This window comes from Priestia sp. USM5 (assembly GCF_058323215.1).
The window spans coordinates 87,786-109,808 of record NZ_JBSGKN010000003.1 but is presented as its reverse complement, the minus strand read 5'-3'; the positions used below and the strand labels follow the sequence as shown (position 1 = coordinate 109,808).

Below are 22,023 nucleotides of genomic sequence, written 5' to 3'. Positions count from 1 at the left end.
TCTGTTCATCCTTTCTTATAGATTTTTAAGGAGTTCTTCTTGTTTCTTCTGTTGATCCGTTAACGACTTGATTTTCTTTTCATCTTTTGAATCTTTCTTCTTTTCCTCCTCCACTTGTTTTTTCGTCTCTTCTACTTCTTTCTTTGTTTTCTCATAGGTTTCTATTTTTTGATTTAGCCCTTGATTTTGAATATGTGCTGCCTCTTCTTTGGCCTCCTTTACTTTATCAAGCTTCAAGTATCCATAAGCCTTCATTTCATACCGTTTATCAGTCATTTCTACCCCTGATTGACGCATCATATCTTCCCATCGTTGTTCGTGATAGGCAAGATCAAAGGCTCCATTCGGAGAAGGAAACGTTTGTTGAAACTCTTTTAACGCATTGACATCTCCCTTCTTTGAAATCATGTTTTCTACTACTTCTGGATGGTCTCCCTGAAGCTGAACAGCTTCCTCATACTTTTTTTGATCGACAAGAAGGCTCATATAAACGTTTTTTTGTTCGTTCGTGAGACTTTGTTCATCAATAGAGGAAACCCTTTTTAAAGCCCCTTCTGAATCTCCTAAGAGCGCTCTTTCATATGTTCCTGTTATTTTTTGTTCTAGTTTGACTTGTTTTTGTAAATCTTGAATTGTTTCAGCTCGATCTTGAGAAGTAGCTACAGTCGAAAAACACGTTGCTGAAAGGATAAGAAGGGATAAAATCCCTCCACTATAAATCAACCTTCGGTTACGAGTAGAAAGGACAGGCGTTTGAATCGTTTGCACATGGTCCTCTGTTTCTTCCTCTAAAGAAAAGGAACCATCTGTTGTTTTCAGATGGTCCGGTACTTCCTTTTCCAATTGGTCAAGAAAACTTCTCTTTCGAGCTTCCTGTATATCGTCCATTTTTAAAGAGCCTAACTTTTTCTTAATATGATCGACTACATGACGAGCATAACCTGATCCAATGGACAACGTTCCTGCATATACCTCTTGATCTTCCTCATCGAGGATAAAAAAATCTGCATGAGCTTTTTTCTTTGTACGCTGATAGTGGGTTTCTAATGTCTCTGTCATCTCACAAGCATCTGGAATTGATAACTTTTGAAATGGCTTCAACTCTTTTGTTTCACTTTTTATAAACATGACAGACAGCATGTTTCTCCATTCCTTTCGTCTAAAAATGAGCATAGAAAAAAGCTATACAATCAACTGTATAGCTTTCTTAGCTTCCGAATCGGATATTTGTATTTACACCTTCAGCTAGTGCATAAGCACCCATGACAACGACTAACCCAACTGCTCCTCCAACAAACCATGCAATACATTTATGACGACCTCGTTCTCCACCTAAGATTAAGTGATAACCACCTACACAAAAGGCAAGAGCTGCCGCAACCATTGCAATACGCTGCATCCATTTGATAATAGACTTTCCACTTTCTATGAGGCCATAGGGTAGACACCCAACGCCTTTCCATATTATTATGGTAGGTTTTCAAATGTCCCCCTCCAAACCGTACGTACACCTCTCAGCGTATACGGCTTTCCACTTACTCCTAATCTAATCTCCCACTGTGAAGTTTTTTATGACAGGGAATACACATAGCCAACGTTTTTCGTTTTCTAGCTATCATGTGTTTTTCCCATTTAGCTTTACCTTTCAGGTTTTTTAATTTCCTAACGTGATGCATTTCCAAAGGAACATTCTCTGTCCCACACCACTCACATTTTTTTGCTCGGAGTCTTTCTGCTAGACTTGTACTAGCTCCAAATATCTTCACTGTTTCTTCAATGTTATCCACCTTGTAATACGTATTAGGTGTACCTTGCCTCTTGTAGCTTTTTTCGTGGAATAACATTATTTTTTCGCCCGTTTTAGTTTTATATTTAACGCCAATTTTGCCTTCAAATGAGTACTTTTTAAAAGCTTTTTGCTTAGAAGTTTTATATTTACCAGCTAGTGTTTTGAGAAAGCTTTGCTCCATAATCCAGTGAAATTTATTTAAAACACTTACATTCTTAGCTAGTTTATAATAATTGTATAACCCTCTAATTTCAGCGTTAAATATAGATATAATCTCTAGGTCATCTAGGTTTCTCATGTTCGACCTACTCTTACCCTGCCATTCGCCAGTCATTGTTTTTAAATTTAGTGCTCCCAAGTTTTTGAGCTTATTAACCCACACTTCTTTTGGTACATATAGAACTATATGACCTTTCTTAAACGTTCTAAATCCGTTTTCAAGGTAAAGTATTTTTTCTCTTTTCTCAGTTGCGATGTCATAACCTAGAAATCTAGCGAATTTATTATGATGTGTAATAAGAGTTTTTTCTTGGGATAATTCAAGGTTTAGTTTTTCTTTCAGAAAGTTTGTAATATCTGCTTTAATATTTTCAGCCTCTTCTTTACTGCCAATTACGCTAATGATGAAATCATCTGCGTACCTAACGTACTGGAGTCTCCTGAAGGCTTTATCCATTGGGTCTGTTGGTGTAAGCTGATCCATCATCTCTCTAACTTCCCTGATACCATCAAGCCTTTTGGTAATTTCCTCTTTAGTCATCTTATATCTATTTTTCTCCAACGCTTTCACTCTAGCTGATTTTCTACTCCCTAATTTAGAATATTCCCGGTCAGCTTTTCTCTTTTCACCCTTATCGAACTTAGATTTATATTCTTCCATATATTTATCAAATTCGTTAAGGTATATGTTGGATAGAATAGGACTGATAATGCCGCCTTGCGGCGTTCCACTATAGGTTTTGTGAAACTTCCAATCGTCTAGGTACCCTGCTTTTAGGAATTTTTGAATCAATACAATAAATTTCTCATCATTAATATGCTTTCTTAGAATATTAATGAGAATTTGATGATCAATATTATCAAAGAACCCCTTTATATCTCCTTCAATAAACCATTTGGCTGAATTAAATGTTTTCTTTATTTGTATTAAAGCAGTGTGGCAACTTCTTTCCTTCCTAAACCCATGTGATCTATCTGAGAATTTACTTTCATAAATTGCTTCAAGTATTGATTTTATAATTCCCTGTACGAGTTTATCCTCTATGGAAGGTATGCCTAAAGGTCGTCTACCGCCTTTAGCTTTTGGTATATAAACTCTTTTGACTGGCGTTGGTTTGTAAGTGTTATTTTTAAGGCTTTCGATCAGTGAATTTATTCTTTCCAAGCTCATCCCATCGATTGTTTTCCCGTCCATTCCACTGGTCATATTACCCTCATTTGCATATATTTTATTATATGCATCAAGATAAAAATCCACATTGTATAAGTTACGGTACAATCTTTGGAATTGATAATTAGGATTTCCTGCGTGTTTGATTAGATTGTCTAATACTATCGCTGGACTTCTCATAGTGTCTCTCACACCTTTCCGCAATTTGTATTAGTACCAAGTAAGCTGCTCCCCTTCGCCATGTAATAGGCTTTCCCTACCTCGGACTACTACGGGAGCTCTGTTGCCATATTGAATTTTCATGAGCCACATACCTCGCTTTTACACTTGGTATCATCCTCAATAGCCTAATATTAGGCGCTTCAACTTAGGCAATCCCCATTTAGTACAATTAAGTATGGCTCGATATAGTGTCGGATGTGACTTTCAGCCTTCATTTCCTTATCGGTATGAGTAGATAGGATTCACTGATAAAACACATGAACGGCATATTTTATCCACTATCTAAATGACGTTTCAATCATCTTTCGTCACCGGAGACGCTATTCCCTCTTGGCTTATCATTCAAGCAGTATAGCTTTCATCCTCGTCTATATCCTTTTGTCTCGCCTTTCGTCTTCACTTTTGATGATTAAGTGGATTAAGGCTTTATCACCATGCTATAGTCCCCAACCTTGTTTCCAAGGTTAAGTAAGGTGTTGACAACAAGCTTATTGTGAATTTTAGCTTGCAACTTTGCCAGAGTTGAATACTTAATTGCCCTTATGGGCGCACGTTCATACCGTCAGCCGCACCAAGGGTTAAATGGGAAGTTAACTGTGTCACATCCACGCTATTCAATAAATCTAACATGTGTTTCACTCCTCTTTTTCATTAATTTTGCGTTACGGGAATACTTTGTGTTCTTACAGGAACTTGTTCAGCTACTTTTGGTTCGTTTTTTTCTTCCTCCTCTTCTTCACCTGTAAAGGCGCTTAATGCTTGAAGAATTAAATCTTGATTTTCTTCAATAAATTGTTGATGTTGTTGGTGTAGCCAGTCGTTGTATTTGTTTCCATTCACTTTCAGCAACTTTTCCACGAGGTCTTTTGATTTCTTTAATTCCTTTTGGGAGATCGTCAAGATACCACCACCTTTCAAAACAAATCTCTTATTCTTCGAAATACAGTTCTTTGGAGGTTTCAATAAAATGAGAAAGTTCTGTTTCTAACTGAGATGGATCATAATCCTCAAACTTAATTTCTTGTTTTAGTTCTCCCTTCTTGTATACAGCTAAAGTATCGGTTCTTTGAGTTACACCATAATCACTTTGACCTTTTGTACCCTCAAATTGAGGATCATTGTTGTTGAGTTCTTTGCCATTCACCTCATTTTCCTTTAATGCTTTTTTTACATCATTCATATATATGTCTCGATTATCTTCATCGTAGGAATACATCACAAATCCTGTACCATCTTCTTTCATAAACTTTTTCATTTGAAGGGGATGTAATTCCTCTAGTTCACCATTTCCTTTCACTTCACTTGAATTGTGGGAAGAGACAAACGCTGTGCCTATTCCTAGAGCCACAACGATTCCTGCCACGGCAGAAATTAACCATTTTTTGTTTTTCATAACCATTCTCCTTTGTTCTTAATATTCAGACATAACAAGCGATTCTGAAACCTACCGAGAGTAATATTTTACCATATGTTTAGCGATCATCTCTGTCTTTTCAAGGCTATGAAAGGAAATATATACCCGTTTCTGGCTGGAAGGGCAAACCCTATATTGGCATGCATAGTTTTCACTAAGCCCAATAATGCACAACGTTTTCGGCATGTACGAAGAACCTCGTATATCTACTGTTTGGAGTCTTGTCGCTTCTTCGGAGTGACCCTCACGACGAAACCCTTCACAGATCATGGATATACCGTCACTGTTTTGTTGCTAGATCACCGATGAGTTTTAGGACGCACTCATCGAACCTTTTCGTTATCGTATACCTTAACCCCCTTGTGATCCGTTTAGGGGAGGCACGCAATATAAGATTGTCAAGGTACCACTTCTCGTGCTCTCGGCACGTTTCAAAATCGCTTGTATGCTGCATCTAAGAACTAGCAGGTCTTTTGTAAAACTTCCTTCAATTCTTCATCTTTTTTTCTGCGCTTAGCGACGATGGTATGAGCCTGATCCATTACTGAGCGTACTTCATAATAAATATCAGCTACACGTTTGACATCGCCCGTTCCTTTTTCTACAGCTACCCCTCCTTTTAACGTATACAACTTTCCATCAAAGGTTTTGGCACTTTTCGCCCGTGCATCTGATATATCATAGAATGCTAGTCGCTTTTCTGCTTCCATGTTCATCGCCCCTCGTTAAGTATTCTAAAACTTAGTTCATATCCTTGTGACGCGGTAAGAAAATATCTTCTAATCTAAGATCCAATGCCTCTGCGATTTTCTTTATATTTTCAAACGTAGGATATTGACGAGTCCCATTTTCGATTTGAGAAATAGTAGGTTGCGGGACTCCTGATAATTGAGCTAGATAGGTTTGGCTCCAATTTCTCTCTTTCCTTTTTTCTCGTATGGTCTTTATTTCCAGCACCTCCTTGATTACATTATATTCATTTTAGGATATTTTGTAAATAGTTTTTTAACCATATTCGTATATTTTTTCTAGATTTGTTTAATTTGTTGATTTCACATTACTTTCAGTCTTTGATAAAATTAAAAGAAAACTTTAAAGAGAGTAGATCATATGAATGAATTAAAGAAGTATATAGGTACAAAAATAAAAGATTATCGAAAAGAACTTAAAATAACTTCTGTCGAGTTAGGAAAGCTCTCTAATACATCTCAAACCACGATTAGTGGGATTGAGCGTGGAGACAGATTTGCTTCTTTTGAAGTAATGATAAAGATTTGTGAGGTTTTAGGAATTACTTTATACGATGTGCTTCCTTCAGAAGTTACTAAGAATTTAGATTTAAACGTCCTTGATCGTAATGATGAAAGAATTAATATCATACTAAGTACTATGGCACCAGAAGATATTGAAATAGCAGAGAACCTTTTACTTAATCACATGTCGTTCTTGAAAGACTTTAATAATCTAACTCCTGAAGCGAAAGAATACTTAACAAAATTCATTCATTCAATATCAGATAAATAACCCTTAAATATATGTTATAAGAATTTATTCATTTGCAGGAGAGGAAACTTTTTTCCCCTCCTCAAATATCAAAAAATGCGCTATAATTAAAAGTTAGTTTATTTTCCGAATTTAATTTCATCAAAAAAAGGGATCTTAGTATCAATACTAAGATCCCTTTTAAGCATTTAGTTTCCGTCTCCATGACCAAGAGTGTTTTTTTATAGTATCTATAGTTTTATATAGATGTTCAGCAATGTCCCTTTTTTTATAACCTTTCTTTTCAAGGTTATATACTTCCCTTTCAGAAGATGTAAGACTACGCAATTTCTTTTCTTCTCTCATTTTCACCAATAGAGCTCCAGCAGCATCTGAGTGTATTTGATTCCTACCTTCAACTGCTTCACGTATAGCCAAGATAATATCATAAATACTACTCTTATTTATATAATTAACTGCTCCTGATTCAAAGGATTCAACAATAACATCTTGCTCATTAATTGAAGTAAGTGCGATTGCTTTGATCTTTTGCTTACTCAATATTTCAATAATCTCAATTCCATCAAGATTAGCTGCCGTTAGATTGATATCCATAAGAACTATATCAATCTGACTTTCATTTTCTACAATTTCTAGAACTTTCTCTTTAGAATCAACAATCTTTATAACCTCAATATCATCTGCTTCTTTTTCAATATACATGGATATATTTTTTTGCCAAAAAGGATCATCTTCTACTAGAATTACTTTTATATTTTTATCTTTCATGTAGATTTACCTCCCATTTGGTTATGAGCTAATTTTTGTAGAGATTATCCTAGATTTAGGAAGTTTAATAATCATTGAAGTCCCTTTTCCTACTTCGCTATGTACTGAAAGTTCACCATCATGCGCTCTAACTGTTTTATAACAAAAGCTAAGTCCTAAACCATGATTTTTAATGTTTTTCTTTGTAGAAAAATAGGGTTCCATAATACGATTTAATTCTTCTTTTGAGATCCCAACTCCATTGTCAGTAATTTCAATACTAATTCCACCATTTTTCATTTTGAACATTTGAATATGGATTAACCCTTCTGTCACAACAATGGCTTCCATAGCATTGTTTAAGATATTGTTTACTACTTCTTTTAAAAGAATTGGATCGCCATATAATATTGTATCAACTTTGAATTCAGTTTTTATTTTGATACCTCTGGCATTAAAAATCTTCTCTACTCCACGTACACAATCTGTGATTAAGTTTATCATTTCTACATTTGTTTCTTTCAGAACAATTTCTTCTGTCTTTGCTCTAATACGATCCACCATGTTATCTATTCCTTCAATTGCAGAAAAAACTGAATCAATTGCTTTCTCGGCCTCATCTAGATCTCTTTTTTCAATAGAATTTTGAGCAATATTAAAGAAAAACTTTATTTTACTTATTTCGTTCTTAATAGTGTGATTTAATACAGCTGTTCCCCCATTCATTATTTGAATGGACTTATCTAATATTTGCTGTTGTTCTACTTTCACCTTAATTCCAAAGGCACCATTTAGAAAGATATATCCAATAAAGAATATATAAGCCCCGAAGAAAAACATAGGTACAATTCGAAACAACTCTGTCTGTGAATCAATAGCCCTAAGAACGTAATTAAATATAAATACACCTAACCATGCAGGAACGAGCACAATAAAGACTCGAAACTTTTGCTCTCTTTGATAAACATTTATCTCATCACGCCATGTACAGAACATAATAAAACTAGCAATCAAAAAGTATGGTGCAGACCAAATCAAAAGGATGCGAAAGTTAATATCTATATCTGGATGAAAGTCAGTGAAAAATATCATAAAAACCATTGGTAAAGAAAGCACATAAGCTAAAGCTTTTTTTCTTTTACCTTTAATTATTTGTGAATAAACAATTGAATACATTAGAATAGCATAGGGAGAAATAACTTCACCTAAAAATTGCAAATATATGTGTGCTAAAAATAATATATGGGAGGCATTCTCGATGTCAAACCTTTGTACACCAGGTATAATGTCAGTTAATAAGGCCTCTGATAATGCACCTATCCCCCCAGACATTGCAAAAGTAATCATCCATCGATTTGCTTCATTTTCTTTAGGTTGGGTAATAAACAGGATAATGGCAAATAGTAAATTAAAAACAAAAATAAATAACATTTTAAGTGCCGGACAAAAAGTCTAAAATATCTTTTGGTTGCTTTGCCACAAAATCTGCATTACCTGTGTTTAAAAGCTCTGTTGAATCATATCCCCAAGAAGCTGCTATACAAAAAATGCCATTTTTTTTAGCTGCTTTAATATCTCTTAATTCATCACCTACGTAAATAACCTCATCTTTTTTTAGTCTATTATTTTTTAGAAAAGATGAAATATCTTTTGATTTAGAGAAAGGGTTAAATGAATAGTGATTATAGTCAAAGCTGTTGATTGTATTATTCATCAAAAATTCATCAATTTTATTTTGATTATTACTTGTTAAAAAACCTAATTTATAGTCCTGTTTTTTTAATTCTTTAAGAACTTCACTTATTCCAAGTACAGGTTTTAAATTAGGAATGTATGTTTGATATCTTCTTTTTATTGCAATCCCAACGAGAGGCATCTTATATATAGGTACATTGAGCGTCTTACAACGATCACGTATTGATAATGTACTTAAATGTAATACCTCTTCTTCGCTAATTTCCTTATAACCTTGCTTCTTAGCAATTTCATTAAAAATATCAATTGCTAAAAGCTTCGTATTTACAATAGTGCCATTGAAGTTAAACAGTATAACTTTTTTCATATAATTCTCCTAGAACTTTTTAAATTTATAGAACATTAGTTTTACTTTATCGTATCAAACTACCATTTGATTTCAAATAGAACATAAATCCTTTTATTTACATTTACTATAGTGTTAGATGATTATATTTGACCTAAATAAATGTTTTTTATTAACACAAAAATGAATATTATTCAATAATTTACTTTTTATACCAAAAAATTACGTTCAATAGTCTGATTTCTTACATAAAAAACCATCCTATTATTCCAATAATTAAGAAAAAACCTAAGATTGCCCCTCCAATTGCAAGAACCCCCAATATTATTGGGCCAAAGATAGTAAAAAATAAAAGAATACAAATAATTGCTACAACGATAAGCAGTGCTGCTCCTAGGAATTGTAACAGCAAACCTTTTATAGTGAATAAAAAAACAAGAATCAAACTAATTATAAGAGAAAATTTAATGGTTTTAGTTATACTATTTTTCAGTAATTTCATGTAACTCCCTCCTATAATTATACTTATTTACAAAAATAACTAATTACACCTTAACTTTAACTTACAGTATCCAATATTCCAACAGGCCCTGCCTATCTTTTGTACATTAACTAACATGTCTTTAATCCGAAGCTTGTATTTAAAGATGTCTCACTTTCACATTTAATAAAGATAAATATCGCTATAGAATAAAAATACGTTTCCTACCCCTAAACAAGTTCACCTCAAGTTCACTTAAAACCATCTTTAGTTCAACTTAAGGTGAACTAAACCAACCGGACACACACACTACATCTCGGACAAGTTAAACCACAGCTCTAACAAGTTCAACTAAAGATGTCATTTGTCCGAAGATTAGCCGGAAAGATGTACAAGATGTCGTTTTGTACGAAACTATTTGTTTTCTTAATGTCTTTATTTGTTCAAAATGTTGTTTTGTACGGTATAAAATGTTTCTATTATGTTATCATTATGTCATGATGTATTTTTAAAAGGAGGTTTTTCGCAATGGATTACGAAAAAGTGTATTCTTTAACGGCAATAGCAGACAAACTAGGGCGTTCAAGGTCTAGTGTCTATGATTGGCTCCATACATATAAGGAATTTGTAGAACCGCACACTGTCGGAAAAGGCCGGACAAAGAAATACAAAGAATCTATTTTTCCTGTGTTGTCACTTATAGAAGACTTGAAAGCCGAAGGGCATCCTAATGATTATATTCGTGCTTTGCTTGCTTCGGAAGGTCATGATATTGTTGTTGAAGGGGAAACAAATGAGAATGCTCCAGTTTTGACACAATTAACTGAAGCATATAAAACTATCCTAACGAAAGTTGAAACGCTGGAATCACAAAATGAAGATTTAGCACGTCAAAATGAAAAAATGGCAAATGCTATGCAAGCAATGGCTGAAGTAATGCGACAAACCGCGGCAACTAATGAAGAAAAAGCAGCAGAACGTGAAAAACGACAACTTGAACGTGATCAAATGTTAATAGATACTATGCGACAGCTTCATGCTGACAAACAACAGGAACCGAAAGGCTTCTTCTCAAAACTATTTGGTAAATAAAAGAACCCCAACGAATTAATCGTTAGGGTTCTTTTATTTATATGATCAGTCTCCATCTACTAAAAAGGTTATTCTCATTTGAAGATTTACATAATCTAAATGTTTCTGGCATAAAAAAACAATAATTTTAACATATTCTAAGCTAATTGGGGAGGGGAAAAAAAATTCCCCTCCCCAAAACTAAAAATCTCATATATGATGAACTCAATATCTACACTAATATGGCATCTGCGTAGCTAAATATACTTGTTTTGATATATTTTACTAATTTTTTATTGAATTATAAGACTACTTAACGCTATAATTAAACTAACAAAAATGTCCGGAATAGAAAAAAGACTTCAACTGTTTAAGTAGTGCAGCAACACTCTTAAACCGTTCACCCTAATTACGGTAGGGAAAACACTTGTCGAAGTCTCTTGTTAATAGAGTTAGTTTTTCTATAAAATAAAACTTATGTTTTTATTTTATACGAAATTGACATCTATTTCAAGGGCTTAGTTCATCAAAATCAAGGCATTGTTTTCCTTTTTCCAGGGAAACAGTGTCTTTTTTGTGTTCCTTAAAGGAGAAGATGAACAAATGACAAAAATATTAACCTGTTATTTAAAAGATGTAGATACCTTCAATGGACGGTTCAAATGGTTATGGACCAACAAGTCCACGCTTCGTAAAAAGAAAGAAGAGTTTTTAGACATTCTTCGTACCCACTTTAAACAACAACAATCTGCTATACATAAAGAATTTCCTAAAAAGAGAATGGAAATGCTCGATCATGTCATCTATAATCTAGTGGCTACGGGCATTCAAGCGATCCGTTCTGAAACGCTTATGAAGAAATTTAATGTGTCCAAAAGTACCGTTTCTCGTTTTGTACGCTCGTTAAAAGCGACACCGTTTATCATTGTCGCTCGTTACATTAAAGAAGATACAACAGGTACTCATCCGGACAGTTATGTATTTATCCTTAAAAGTCATAAGAACTTTCATTACATTTGCGACGAAATCTTTTTTGCCCATGATACAACAGGGATACAAACGATTCAACAAGAAGAAATGACCACTCCTGTGACACGTCCTGTGACGTCTCCAGAAAGTGTTGAAAACGTTGATACAGCAAGCTTAGAGGCCGATAAATCATCTGATGCCTTTATTAACCTTGATTTACCTGTAAATCATATAAATAATCATTTAATATCTGTTTCACAGTCATTCAGCTATATCAAAGGTGTGCCTAAGAAAGTCAATCAAGTCTATGCAGGTAAATACGGGCATCAACTACAAGACTTCTATGCTCGTATTCAAAATGCTGCAAAAGCTGTAAAACGAGATACAGAGATTGAGATTAAAAAAGAGCAAGTACATGACATTGCGTATACATCCATTGTGGGGTTAGATAAATATGTTCATGAAGCCAATCAACAAGGAAATCCTTTATCCCTACGGGATATGTGTCGATTAGTCTATCAAATTGCGAAAAATCAATTCTATGAATTGGTAAATCCTAAAGAGCAGGATTATTCACCAGTATACGCAAACCAACAAGAAGTTATACATAACGAAAGCAAAGAAACAAGATTGGCTACACCAAAACATATTGTCCGTAAAGAAATGGTTCCTGATTGGTTAAAAGCTGAACAACATCAAGAAAAAGCTACAAAAGAACCAGAGATTTCTTTGAATCAGCAACTTGAAATAATCCAGTTAAAGCAAGATTTAGGGCAAGAGCTAACACTAGAAGAAGAGAACTTGCTGGAGGAGCACAGCTCTACGTATAGCTTGTTGGAAATAGCTCAGGTAAAACAGGACTTGGGACAAGTCTTAACGTCAGAGGAACAAGAATGTTTGCGTCAACATAACCAGTTAAAAGACACAGCTTCCTAATCAAAAAAGTAGAAATCTCTTAGAAGCTGATGTTTTAATAGAATATGTTTATTTAGAACTGTGTTCTAAATAAACAATAACTAATAATCTACGCAGGAGGAGACTATTATGCCACATAAAATTACGTTAACCGGATCAGCCACAGGACCTTTACGAGAATATGATCGCTATGTTGCCTTTGATATGCGTGAAAAAGGGTCACCATCTGCGCCTAAAGGATTAAAGAAGAGTACCTTTATTTCGTATACGGTATTTGTTGCGAAGAAAGCCTTTAATAAAACCGGACTCACGAAGAAAAGTATCATGCATGAAAAGATTTTAATTCAAGGGGAACCAACGTTAGACATTCCCATTGATGAATGCCCTGGTGAAATAGGGGTCATTTGTTTTCAAATTACGGTTCTCCCGAACAAAAATGACAAAGAGAAGAATGAGTCAGATGCGAAAAAAGAACCTAAAAAAGAGGATTCTGCGCCTTCTCAAGAACAAAAGAACACAGAGTCTAGTAAACAGGGAGAAGAACAAGCACCTGTTTCTCAACCTGTAGCACAAGATGAGAAGGCAGAAGTAAAGCCTATTCAGTCAGAAGTACAACAAGCTCCTACGGAAGAGAAAAAGACTGAGGAAAAAAAGACAACATTATCTAACCAACCCAAAGGAACTCAGGACCTATTGAACTTTGATGATATTATCGTTCCTGAAGAGTTCTTAAAGACACGCCCAAACCCTGAAAAAACGCAAAAGGTAATCGATTTTGTGAAGCGTACGGGGCGTTTAGATGAGCCATTAACGATTGAAAAAGATTCAAAGGTCTTAAAAGATGGCTATCGTCGTTATATTGTGGCCAAAACGGTCAAAATGGATCAAGTTCCTGTTGTCTATGAATATCAAAAATAGCTTATTGTCTTTTAAAAAATAATTACTGAAGGTAGAGGTTGCCCATTATGACTAGAAATCCACTTGATTATGACTTTACTGAGAATGTATTAAAAGTGATGCCTTTAGATGTACATGAAACTAAAGGAAGAAAAGAATGGGTTGAAGAATATGACGATAAGAGTTTATGGAATAATGTAAACATCGACGGAGTAACTTTTTCAGAGTTTTGCGGAGACGGAGCAAATGGAGTTGTATTAAAAGGGCAACAAGATTCCTTAAATCGTATGTGCGCCATAAAATTTTGGCTTCCTAACCCACGATCTACATCTTACAATGTATTATTTAACCAATACAAAGAAGAAGTAACTAAACTAGCAAACTTAAATGATTCATCAATTGCATTAGTCCATATCGCTGAAAGAAATGTTGAGGGTTATTGTTATTCAATAATGGAGTGGATTGAGGGGGCAACTTTACAAAAGTGGTTAACTCACAGTCGTAATACATGGTTTAATACAAGGCATGAACTGTATCAAAAAATTATACGACCAATTAGAAAATGTCATGCACAAGGAATAACCCATGGTGATCTACACACTAAAAATATTTTAGTTATAGGAAACGAACAGACTGACCATAGGTATCCACATAGCGTGAAAATTCTTGATTTCGGGACTAGTCTACTAGTAAGAGATAAAGATCCTGAATATTCTGACCAAAGAGAATCACTATTGTTATTGGAAACATCTTTAAAACTACTTCATGAGGAAAAACAGTTGGGATTTCTTGAATTTAAATATTACAATCGTGGTGAAATGACAGAGAAAGATGACGTAAGAAATTATCATCCTGCATTAGTGAGTAAAACCTTAGAAAGTCTTAATGAGATCTTATATCTATTAATTAATCAATGCTTAACACTTGATGGAATTGCAGATTTAGCTAAATATGTAGCTAGAGCTCCTTATCTTAATTTAGAAAAAATTATGGAGTATATACTCCGTGACGAAGAAGAGGGAGAACAGACTTTAAATACATTTCATACCTTTTTAGTAGCAGCTCAACATCAACAGATACTGGATATTGAAAGTATGAAGGAGTTCAACGAGGATCTTCTAATATTAGAATTAATTGAGGTATATTACGATATACTAAGGGAGGATAAAAGCTTAAACATTAATCGAGAAATATCTAAAGAACAAGAAGAAGACATATTAGAAGCATTAACAATTGATTTTACAAATGACCCACTAGGTTTTGATTTAGATAAAATTATAAATAATCTTCATTTAGATTTTACAGATTGGTTTAATTTTGCATATGAAAACTTAGATGATGAGCAACTTTCATTTTTTATTAAAGATGTTGCTCGTTTACTTGAAAATGAGTTAAAGATAGAGTCTGAGAAGTTAAAAGAACCTGAATATCGATACTTCTCCAGGATCTCCAGAAAGAGAATGGAACTTAAATTTGCGAGTTACAGACCTCACAAGATAGATTACTCTTTACTTAGAGAGTCTCTGCTTAAAGAACATATACTTAAAGGGTTTGAATTTGAATGGTAAAAAGTTAAATTGAAATAGGATTATACACAACAAAGGCCGATCATTATGTATGAGTAAGTCCAGCTTTAAGAATTTACTTGGGGTTATTTTAAATTTTTCAAACAAAAATTTTGCTATAGCTTTGAAATGAAGTATAGTCATTTTTGTCTCTCTTCTTCAACTAAATTCCAAATAGTAGAAGAAGAGGATTATAATATAAGATTATTTATTCCACGCCATGAAAGCCATATTTACCTCAATTATATTTGCTTTTGTAGCAAACTGCTCTAAATCTTCCATTGACTTTTCATAAGCTTTCTTAAAAACCTCACCTTTTTTAAGCAGATTTATATGTTTATCTTTTTCAGAAAGATTTACAGGATGGGAAATAATCTTTTCCAACATATTATTATAGTTTTCTCTTGCGAGAGTTTCTACCTCCTTTAATTCTGTTAAATTTTGTTCGAGTTCTACAATTTTGGTATTGATTTCAAGAGGAAGTTTACTTGTACTTAACATTTCCTCAATCTTTTGAGCCATCATTTCTATCACAAAACTATTAGTAGACTTGGATCGTTTGATGTCATTATTTAATACAGGTTCCAGGGTATATATAAAATACCTTTCTAAAACAGCAATTTTACCGGGGTCATCTTTTTCTAAATCGTCACAAAAAAAGACTACAAGTTCTTTAGCGTTAAATAGTTCAAATAGATCCTTTTTTTCATGGGTACTATGCCTTGAGTATAAACCCTCTTGACCGTTGGCTAACCCTACATAAATAACCTCGCCTTTATCATCTTTGACGAAATATAAACCAATCCGTTCGGGGAGGGATAAATGAACCGACCTACTCCACGGATATACCTTTTCATCTTGTGAGAAATCAAATGAAAGTGTTTTAATTTGCGCTGATTGATCCTTATTTAAATTATTTGTAAAGTTCCCCGAGATTTGTATTTCAATATTCCCAGTAATCTTGGACGTTAACATATAATTGAACTCCCCTAAAAATAACATTTTTTAGTTAATTATTACAAATATATATTAACTTAGAAGACTATAAAGTTCTAGATATTTCTTTGGTAGGTGTTAACCTCATATAAAAATTTGAATTTCCATTGCAAGATCTTAGCTCAATTTTATTATAAATAATGATGCTTTTTTGAATAAAAAATATATAAAACTATGAATACTTACAACAAAGACCGCCCATTACTTATAGTGTATAAGGCGGTCTTACCTATATTCATGCTATATGATTATGCCAAAAATATCGACAATATGTTTAAAGACATCCTATTTCTCTTATTCTATGCTAAAAATGCTGCCTTATTCCTAATTTTTCAAACATTTTTGATTCAATTTGGTGAAAAGTGGACAAGCTAATAAAAAAGGAGAGTGAGAGACGTGTTTTGGTGGCGTAACCCCAATCGTAGTAAATTTGGTCGTTGGCTGGATCGAGAAGGAATTACTCAAAGTGAATTTTCTGAGCAAAGTGGTGTTTCCCGAAACACTATTTGGCGAGTTTGTAACAACAAAGGTTATATTCCAACGCCTAGAGTAATGAAAAAGATTATAGCTACTGTTCAAAAAGTAGATAAAACAAAAGATATTGATGATTTCTTTCAATTTTAGACCCCATGTAAATGATATATAGCATGGGGTTGGATTTTACATAAAATATAAATTTTGTTTCGGTATTCTATTCCGAAGTCTGTTCGAGATAAGGATATTTTGAATAATCTCGCTTTCTTTTAAAATAGAACTACTCAATAAAATTCAGTTAAACTAATCTAAAGCTCTTATTAGAAAGACCATATTAATAAATTTTTACGTTTAAAGTTAATATCCCCATGTAATTATCTTAGAGAAGAAACCTCATTCTCAATTAACTATCTTCAAGCTATTATTCCTTTTTCTCCATACTTTTTCATGTATACACCATACAAGTTTTGTCACCATAATAAGTATTACCAGGAGTAAAAAGAGCCTGTATCATTTAGAAACAGGCTCTTTTTGCTGTGAGTATATAAACTCCTTTACTTCTACGATTGAAAGACCTAGATGATGTGCTTCTTTCATGAGAATTATCCATTCCTGATTAAACTTATTTTCTTTTTTTTAGCACTCATGATTCCTCCAACTGTCTTAATTGAAATTAATTGGACGCTATCATTTAAGTATAATTAATTAAGAGTCAATGTAGAAAAAAGGAAACTGAAAGAATTATTGTTGAGACTTTAAGCAAACTAATCAAGATGCCGAAAGGCTTCAATCCTTTGGTTAAATAAATGTAGCAAAAAAACTCCTGAACAGGGGTTTTTCTGTCTTCTAGGCCTTATATGATATACATCTTTAGTTAATAAAAGTTTTTAGTGGGGTCTTTTTTATCAGAAAGTATATTTTCTCAGTCTCCTATGTTAAGTTAATTTTAATTCCACCAGAAGAAGCTGATGTTCTTGGTCTTCCATCTCTTTGTTGTTTACCATTACTTTTATGTTTCTCCATAAGCTCATGAATACTTGCTACCTGTATAGTGCGGATATGGTCAGAAGTAACAGCATAACGAACAGGTGTAATCAAAATGACAGAAGGGAAGATAGGTGCCCGTTCTTCTGGTTGCCAGTGCAAGGATTTCCATTCATCTGAAAAGAAAAACTCCTCATAGAGATTGATCTTCGCTTGCATTTTCTGCTCCGAATACTGATTTCGTTGAATTTCAATCCAAAATGGAGATCCTTTAAAAATACAAAACAGATCCGGTTCAATTCCTCCTTTTTGTCCGGTAGGCTTATCTTCCACAATGACCTGTTTAGGGGTGCTATACGTGCACATTTGTTTATAGACATCCAAGATAGAAAGGAAATGTAATATTTTTTGAGAGTTCTTTTTGATCTTGGCATCCACAGGTAAGTAGACAGTCGGAGAATACTGCTGTGTACGTTCAATTAGCCCCAATCGATATAAACGTACCATCACACTATTACACGCATTTACGGGCAATTTCAGCTGTTTAAAGAAGAGGTCAACTAATGAGTCTCGATCCACGGCTCTAAATTGATTAATAAACGCTATGATGTCTTTATCACGTTGAGATAAACGGAAACTCATCGCTGCTCCTCCTTCTCTAATAAACCAAAAATAGACTGTGATACCACTTCAAGTTCTGGTTCAGGATCTTTTACGAGTGTTTTATAAGGTGAAAGTAGTTCCTTACAAGCTCCTTCATCTAAAAAATACGCTTGAAACTCTTTCACCTCATCAATTTTAATCTTCATGCGGCCTCTGGCTGCAGCATCAATTTCTTCGGCACCGATGACTCCAGCTACTTTTGCATTTATCGCATCGGCCTGCCTTCCAGAAATCCGAACCCGTAAGTTTGCTTTGAGTGCTGAATTCAACAAATCGGCATCGGGACGCTGCATCGCAATAATCGTATGAACACCTAACGCACGACCCTGACTAGCAAACTGTTGAATCATCTCTACGAGATCGGTTTCTCGCTTAACGATGGACATTTCGTCAATCACCACAACGATACGAGGCAGCTTAAAAGGTAGCTTGCTTATATGTGTTACGCCATGCTCTAACAATAAGTCGCCTCGTCGATACATTTCAGCTCGTAATAAAGCAAAAGGTTTTCTCATATCCTTTGCCTCAAAACAAAGTGCATCCACATGTTCAATCCCATGAAACAAACCTAAATCTGCTCGCTTGAGATCGACTAATACTAATCGCAGATCATCGGGCAATGTATACTTCACCCATGTTGTGAGGATCACACGCATGAGACTGCTTTTTCCGGCTCCAATTTCGCCAGAAATTAGTAACGTTTCTAAATCAGCAAAGTCCCATGAAACGGGGTTTCCATAGATATCTTGACCAATGCATACTGGAAGCTCCATTTTCTCAATATGAGGATGAATGACTTCATAACTATAATTAAGCATCTTAGGTAGGCTTTTGTGATGAACGGTAATACTAAAGTTTTTTAAGCTGCCATTTATTTCGATATTGCTGCCTAATACTTGCCGTAATGCCCACCTTTTTTTCGTTAAAAGCTCAGGGTCGATCCCATTCAGTAAGGAAAAGGCGTACCGCGTATAGGCGTGATGATGATCGATTTGATGAATTTTTGGAAACAGATAGGAAGTACGGTCTCCACGTTTCACCACCCGATAAATCTCTGCCGTACGAAACGCCTTAATTAATTGGCCACGTAATTTGAGCTTCTCAAACATCAGCATTCCTCCTCAAAACATAAATGTCGCAAAAAAGTAAATCAAGGCGCTATAGAAGGTAACAGGCAATATAAAACGCATCACTCTTGCGAATTGATCCACAAGATCAATCACACCCCATCGCTCTAATATTCGTTCAATGATAGCAATCCCTAAGACGATGCCTCCTATAGTAAGAATGGTGGGGTCAAGCATGGCTAGTGGACTAAACGGAACAAAGGAACAAGCCCTGAAGGGACGAGGTTTTGTTGAGGGTTTAAAGGATGGTTTATGGAAGAATTTTCGAAACGTACTATAATGTGTTTTTCTCATGCTGTTACCTTCTTTCACTTTTTTAATTTTTTTGCTTTTTACATACCTGTTTTTTTCAGCTCACTGCATCCGGTCGCCCCCTTCGCCTCTTCGGCTCAGCTCCCTTACAGATTCCATAAACGGCTTCACGAGGCGTATACAGCTTGTATTAACGCGGTAGGGATACAGAACTAGCTACTGATTAGGCAACGAAGTCGTGATTCTTTAGATACTATGTAACTACTGCGGTAAGCTTGCCTGTCCAATCAAAAAATAACAAAGACCCCTTACCGAAGTAGGTAAGGGGTAACTAAAACTTAAATTGCAAATTGAATAGATCGAACAGGACTGTACTGAATTTGATCTAAATATCAAGACCAATCTTATATTCTCTGTAGGAAACTCATTCCAACATTTCCTTACAAATGAGGATCAAGATGGGCTACTGTCATCTGTAAATAACCACTTAGAAACTGATGGTATTTTTATTTTCGACACAAGGTTTCCAAATGAAGACGAGTTACCCCAGCCTTCTATTGAAGAATATTGGAAATCATATATTGACAAAGATACTCAAAATAAGGTGGATGTACATACAATTAGTAAGTATGATCATTTAAATCAAATACAGTACTGTACCACCATTAGAAAGTATTTAAATGATGAACAAGAACTCTTGCGTGAAAAAAGGACCAATATAAGATTGCGTTATGTTTTTCCGAAAGAAATAGAACGAACCCTTTTGTCAAATGGTTTCGAGATAATAAATATATTTAAAGACTGGAAAGAAACGCCCATTTCAAACGATAGTTATGGAATGATTTATGTGTGTAAAAAGGTGAAAAACTTAACCTGAATAACTTAAAAGTTTGTGTGATTTATGGAATTGTGTAAGCAAACATACGTGTGCTTTATTTGTTAGATATAACGTTCTACCTTCTTTTATAATTAGATACTTTTCTTCATGCCGTAGTCCCGGCATTCACGCAAGAAAACGCCACATTTTACGGGGCTTTTGGAGTAAGCTGAATTATAATTATTATATCGACCACTTACCTTATCTGGATATTCAGCGTATTCATACACTTTATCAAGATCTATTTCTTTCTGCTATTTCTCTTCTATGTTGTTCACTTACTTCTTAAGTTATTATCTGAACTTGATAAGCCCTCTAAACAAAAAGGACACCCACGTCCCTTTACAGCACGATATCTTATCACTGCTTGCCATTCATGCCCCCGATTACACTTCCACCATACTTCTTTTGATGAATGGGGTAATACGTCATAAATCTTTAGCTTACCATTTTTTATTGAGTGCCATTCTTTTATCAAATTCGGATTTTTGATAGCTAGGTTATTACTTGGACTTGCTAACCTTCCATAACAAAAGGGGCACCCATTTCCTTTAGTACGACTAGCTATCACTGCTTGCCATTCATGCCCTTGGTTACACTTCCACCATACTTTTACACCAGATCCTCTTGTGGAATTTTTCGGTAATATATTCCTATTTCTTTCGTAATGCCATTCTTTAGATATTTCGGGATATAAAGTAGCCAGATTGTTGCTTTCATTTACTTTTACACCTGCACAAAAAGGGCACCCATTTCCTTTAGTACGACTAGCTATCACTGCTTGCCATTCATGCCCTTGATTACACTTCCACCAGGCTCTTTTATTAGAACCTGGTAGAACATCATATGGTATTAATTTACTGTTTTTCTCAGGGTGCCACTCTTTAGCTAAATGTGGATACTTAATAGCTAAATTGTTATCAATTGTAGCTAACTTTCCGGAACAATAAGGGCAATTGGATTTGTGTTTTGTTCGATTATATGGAGAAGTCTTCCATTCATGTTTGTATTCACATTGCCACCAGACTGTCTTGCTATAGCCCTTTGTTATTTTCTCGGGTGTTATCTCACCATTTTTAGTGGGGTGCCATTCAGAAGCTATTTTTTTATCAGTGTCATATAGGGAAAGCCTCTTCATATTTCCCATAGTGTTTAAACACCTCTCTTTTTTAGATGAATTATAGTAAAATTATATAAATTTCTATGCAATTCCTCTTGTTAAAAAGAAATTATAAAGAATTTAGGCAGTGGTGTAATTCAGTTACAGCAAATGTATGTCAATCACTTCACTCAATCTCATCTTATTTTTTAATTCGAATACGTCCTCTATAAAAATAAGGAGAGCCCCCAAGGAATCAATAAATTTTATAAATCCTGTTTTGGTTATACTTTACCCTTTCTTATGATGCGTAAGGTATACTTGTTTATTTGTATGTAAAGTCTCAATCAGGGTGAAATTGATTTGTTCTATTTGCTCTTCAGTTAAAAGAGGTTGAGGTGCCTCTAGTTGCTTCTTCATGACTTCCTGCAATCCTATATATTGCTCTGGTATAATCGCACAGGCCCTCTATTTTCATTTTCCGATTCCTCCTAGCATCACCTCCATTATGACCAGTTAACAACATGAGCATAAATACAATAATTTG

The 22,023-nt window shown here is 34.5% G+C and carries 25 protein-coding genes; 6 read left to right on the top strand and 19 right to left on the bottom strand.

Annotated elements, in window-relative coordinates:
- Positions 1–15 precede the first annotated feature (15 nt).
- The 7 genes from ACWATA_RS25970 to ACWATA_RS25940 form a co-directional block, all read right to left on the bottom strand.
- On the bottom strand, positions 16–1,140 hold the full coding sequence (locus tag ACWATA_RS25970) for a hypothetical protein (RefSeq protein WP_473050291.1): 1,125 nt from the start codon (positions 1,138–1,140) through the stop codon (positions 16–18).
- A 67-nt stretch (positions 1,141–1,207) separates the two neighbouring features.
- Positions 1,208–1,429, bottom strand: coding sequence for a hypothetical protein (locus tag ACWATA_RS25965; protein WP_372455436.1), 222 nt, complete (start codon positions 1,427–1,429; stop codon positions 1,208–1,210).
- 112 nt (positions 1,430–1,541) lie between these two features.
- Positions 1,542–3,359, bottom strand: a complete 1,818-nt coding sequence (ltrA, locus tag ACWATA_RS25960) for a group II intron reverse transcriptase/maturase (RefSeq protein ID WP_221816258.1) — start codon at positions 3,357–3,359, stop codon at positions 1,542–1,544.
- A gap of 693 nt (positions 3,360–4,052) precedes the next feature.
- Positions 4,053–4,301 carry a hypothetical protein gene (locus ACWATA_RS25955; protein WP_171779360.1) on the bottom strand — a complete coding sequence of 83 codons (249 nt, stop codon included), beginning with the start codon at positions 4,299–4,301 and terminating at the stop codon, positions 4,053–4,055.
- A gap of 28 nt (positions 4,302–4,329) precedes the next feature.
- The gene (locus ACWATA_RS25950; RefSeq protein ID WP_473050290.1) at positions 4,330–4,794 is read right to left on the bottom strand and encodes a hypothetical protein; all 465 of its coding nucleotides are present in this window, start codon (positions 4,792–4,794) and stop codon (positions 4,330–4,332) included.
- A 482-nt stretch (positions 4,795–5,276) separates the two neighbouring features.
- The gene (locus ACWATA_RS25945; protein WP_098980317.1) at positions 5,277–5,525 is read right to left on the bottom strand and encodes a hypothetical protein; all 249 of its coding nucleotides are present in this window, start codon (positions 5,523–5,525) and stop codon (positions 5,277–5,279) included.
- A 31-nt stretch (positions 5,526–5,556) separates the two neighbouring features.
- Complete coding sequence (locus tag ACWATA_RS25940; protein ID WP_171779227.1) at positions 5,557–5,772, bottom strand: helix-turn-helix transcriptional regulator; 216 nt, start codon at positions 5,770–5,772, stop codon at positions 5,557–5,559.
- A 153-nt stretch (positions 5,773–5,925) separates the two neighbouring features.
- Here ACWATA_RS25940 and ACWATA_RS25935 point away from each other — a divergent pair, with 153 nt between their 5' ends.
- Positions 5,926–6,339: a helix-turn-helix domain-containing protein gene (locus ACWATA_RS25935; protein ID WP_098278855.1), complete on the top strand. Its 414-nt coding sequence runs from the start codon at positions 5,926–5,928 to the stop codon at positions 6,337–6,339.
- Between the two features lie 159 nt (positions 6,340–6,498).
- On the opposite strand, the gene ACWATA_RS25930 is transcribed toward ACWATA_RS25935, so the two are convergent.
- From ACWATA_RS25930 to ACWATA_RS25915, 4 genes are all read right to left on the bottom strand, one after another.
- Positions 6,499–7,086 (bottom strand): response regulator transcription factor, encoded by a 588-nt coding sequence (locus ACWATA_RS25930; RefSeq protein WP_473050289.1) that lies wholly within the window; start codon positions 7,084–7,086, stop codon positions 6,499–6,501.
- A gap of 21 nt (positions 7,087–7,107) precedes the next feature.
- Positions 7,108–8,412 carry a sensor histidine kinase gene (locus tag ACWATA_RS25925; RefSeq protein ID WP_182031091.1) on the bottom strand — a complete coding sequence of 435 codons (1,305 nt, stop codon included), beginning with the start codon at positions 8,410–8,412 and terminating at the stop codon, positions 7,108–7,110.
- Between the two features lie 85 nt (positions 8,413–8,497).
- Positions 8,498–9,127: an HAD-IA family hydrolase gene (locus ACWATA_RS25920; RefSeq protein ID WP_473050288.1), complete on the bottom strand. Its 630-nt coding sequence runs from the start codon at positions 9,125–9,127 to the stop codon at positions 8,498–8,500.
- 223 nt (positions 9,128–9,350) lie between these two features.
- Entirely contained in the window at positions 9,351–9,608 is a 258-nt protein-coding gene (locus ACWATA_RS25915; protein WP_251440863.1) for a hypothetical protein, read from the bottom strand.
- 507 nt (positions 9,609–10,115) lie between these two features.
- On the opposite strand from ACWATA_RS25915, the gene ACWATA_RS25910 reads away from it, so the two are divergent.
- From ACWATA_RS25910 to ACWATA_RS25895, 4 genes are all read left to right on the top strand, one after another.
- Positions 10,116–10,679: a helix-turn-helix domain-containing protein gene (locus ACWATA_RS25910; protein WP_171779231.1), complete on the top strand. Its 564-nt coding sequence runs from the start codon at positions 10,116–10,118 to the stop codon at positions 10,677–10,679.
- Between the two features lie 582 nt (positions 10,680–11,261).
- The gene (locus tag ACWATA_RS25905) at positions 11,262–12,563 is read left to right on the top strand and encodes a replication protein (protein WP_473050287.1); all 1,302 of its coding nucleotides are present in this window, start codon (positions 11,262–11,264) and stop codon (positions 12,561–12,563) included.
- Positions 12,564–12,671: 108 nt separating this feature from the next.
- Positions 12,672–13,460 (top strand): ParB N-terminal domain-containing protein, encoded by a 789-nt coding sequence (locus ACWATA_RS25900; protein ID WP_473050286.1) that lies wholly within the window; start codon positions 12,672–12,674, stop codon positions 13,458–13,460.
- 47 nt (positions 13,461–13,507) lie between these two features.
- A complete protein-coding gene (locus ACWATA_RS25895) occupies positions 13,508–15,007 on the top strand; it encodes a protein kinase domain-containing protein (protein ID WP_473050285.1) in 1,500 nt (499 codons plus the stop codon).
- A gap of 201 nt (positions 15,008–15,208) precedes the next feature.
- On the opposite strand, the gene ACWATA_RS25890 is transcribed toward ACWATA_RS25895, so the two are convergent.
- Entirely contained in the window at positions 15,209–15,979 is a 771-nt protein-coding gene (locus tag ACWATA_RS25890; RefSeq protein WP_473050284.1) for a GIY-YIG nuclease family protein, read from the bottom strand.
- Between the two features lie 417 nt (positions 15,980–16,396).
- On the opposite strand from ACWATA_RS25890, the gene ACWATA_RS25885 reads away from it, so the two are divergent.
- Positions 16,397–16,624 carry a helix-turn-helix transcriptional regulator gene (locus tag ACWATA_RS25885; RefSeq protein WP_473050283.1) on the top strand — a complete coding sequence of 76 codons (228 nt, stop codon included), beginning with the start codon at positions 16,397–16,399 and terminating at the stop codon, positions 16,622–16,624.
- A 360-nt stretch (positions 16,625–16,984) separates the two neighbouring features.
- Here ACWATA_RS25885 and ACWATA_RS25880 read toward each other — a convergent pair whose 3' ends face one another.
- The 7 genes from ACWATA_RS25880 to ACWATA_RS25850 all read right to left on the bottom strand — a co-directional run bounded on the left by ACWATA_RS25880 (position 16,985) and on the right by ACWATA_RS25850 (position 21,929).
- The gene (locus ACWATA_RS25880; protein ID WP_473050364.1) at positions 16,985–17,080 is read right to left on the bottom strand and encodes a hypothetical protein; all 96 of its coding nucleotides are present in this window, start codon (positions 17,078–17,080) and stop codon (positions 16,985–16,987) included.
- A gap of 324 nt (positions 17,081–17,404) precedes the next feature.
- Entirely contained in the window at positions 17,405–18,100 is a 696-nt protein-coding gene (locus ACWATA_RS25875) for a hypothetical protein (protein ID WP_473050282.1), read from the bottom strand.
- Positions 18,097–19,230 carry an FtsK/SpoIIIE domain-containing protein gene (locus ACWATA_RS25870; protein WP_473050281.1) on the bottom strand — a complete coding sequence of 378 codons (1,134 nt, stop codon included), beginning with the start codon at positions 19,228–19,230 and terminating at the stop codon, positions 18,097–18,099. The genes ACWATA_RS25875 and ACWATA_RS25870 overlap by 4 nt, the downstream gene beginning before the upstream one ends.
- 12 nt (positions 19,231–19,242) lie before the next feature.
- The gene (locus tag ACWATA_RS25865) at positions 19,243–19,542 is read right to left on the bottom strand and encodes a hypothetical protein (RefSeq protein WP_473050280.1); all 300 of its coding nucleotides are present in this window, start codon (positions 19,540–19,542) and stop codon (positions 19,243–19,245) included.
- A gap of 927 nt (positions 19,543–20,469) precedes the next feature.
- Positions 20,470–20,607 carry a DUF8096 family protein gene (locus ACWATA_RS25860; protein ID WP_473050279.1) on the bottom strand — a complete coding sequence of 46 codons (138 nt, stop codon included), beginning with the start codon at positions 20,605–20,607 and terminating at the stop codon, positions 20,470–20,472.
- A gap of 44 nt (positions 20,608–20,651) precedes the next feature.
- On the bottom strand, positions 20,652–21,524 hold the full coding sequence (locus ACWATA_RS25855) for a zinc-ribbon domain-containing protein (RefSeq protein WP_473050278.1): 873 nt from the start codon (positions 21,522–21,524) through the stop codon (positions 20,652–20,654).
- A 243-nt stretch (positions 21,525–21,767) separates the two neighbouring features.
- A complete protein-coding gene (locus ACWATA_RS25850; RefSeq protein WP_473050363.1) occupies positions 21,768–21,929 on the bottom strand; it encodes a YolD-like family protein in 162 nt (53 codons plus the stop codon).
- Between the last annotated feature and the right edge of the window lie 94 nt (positions 21,930–22,023).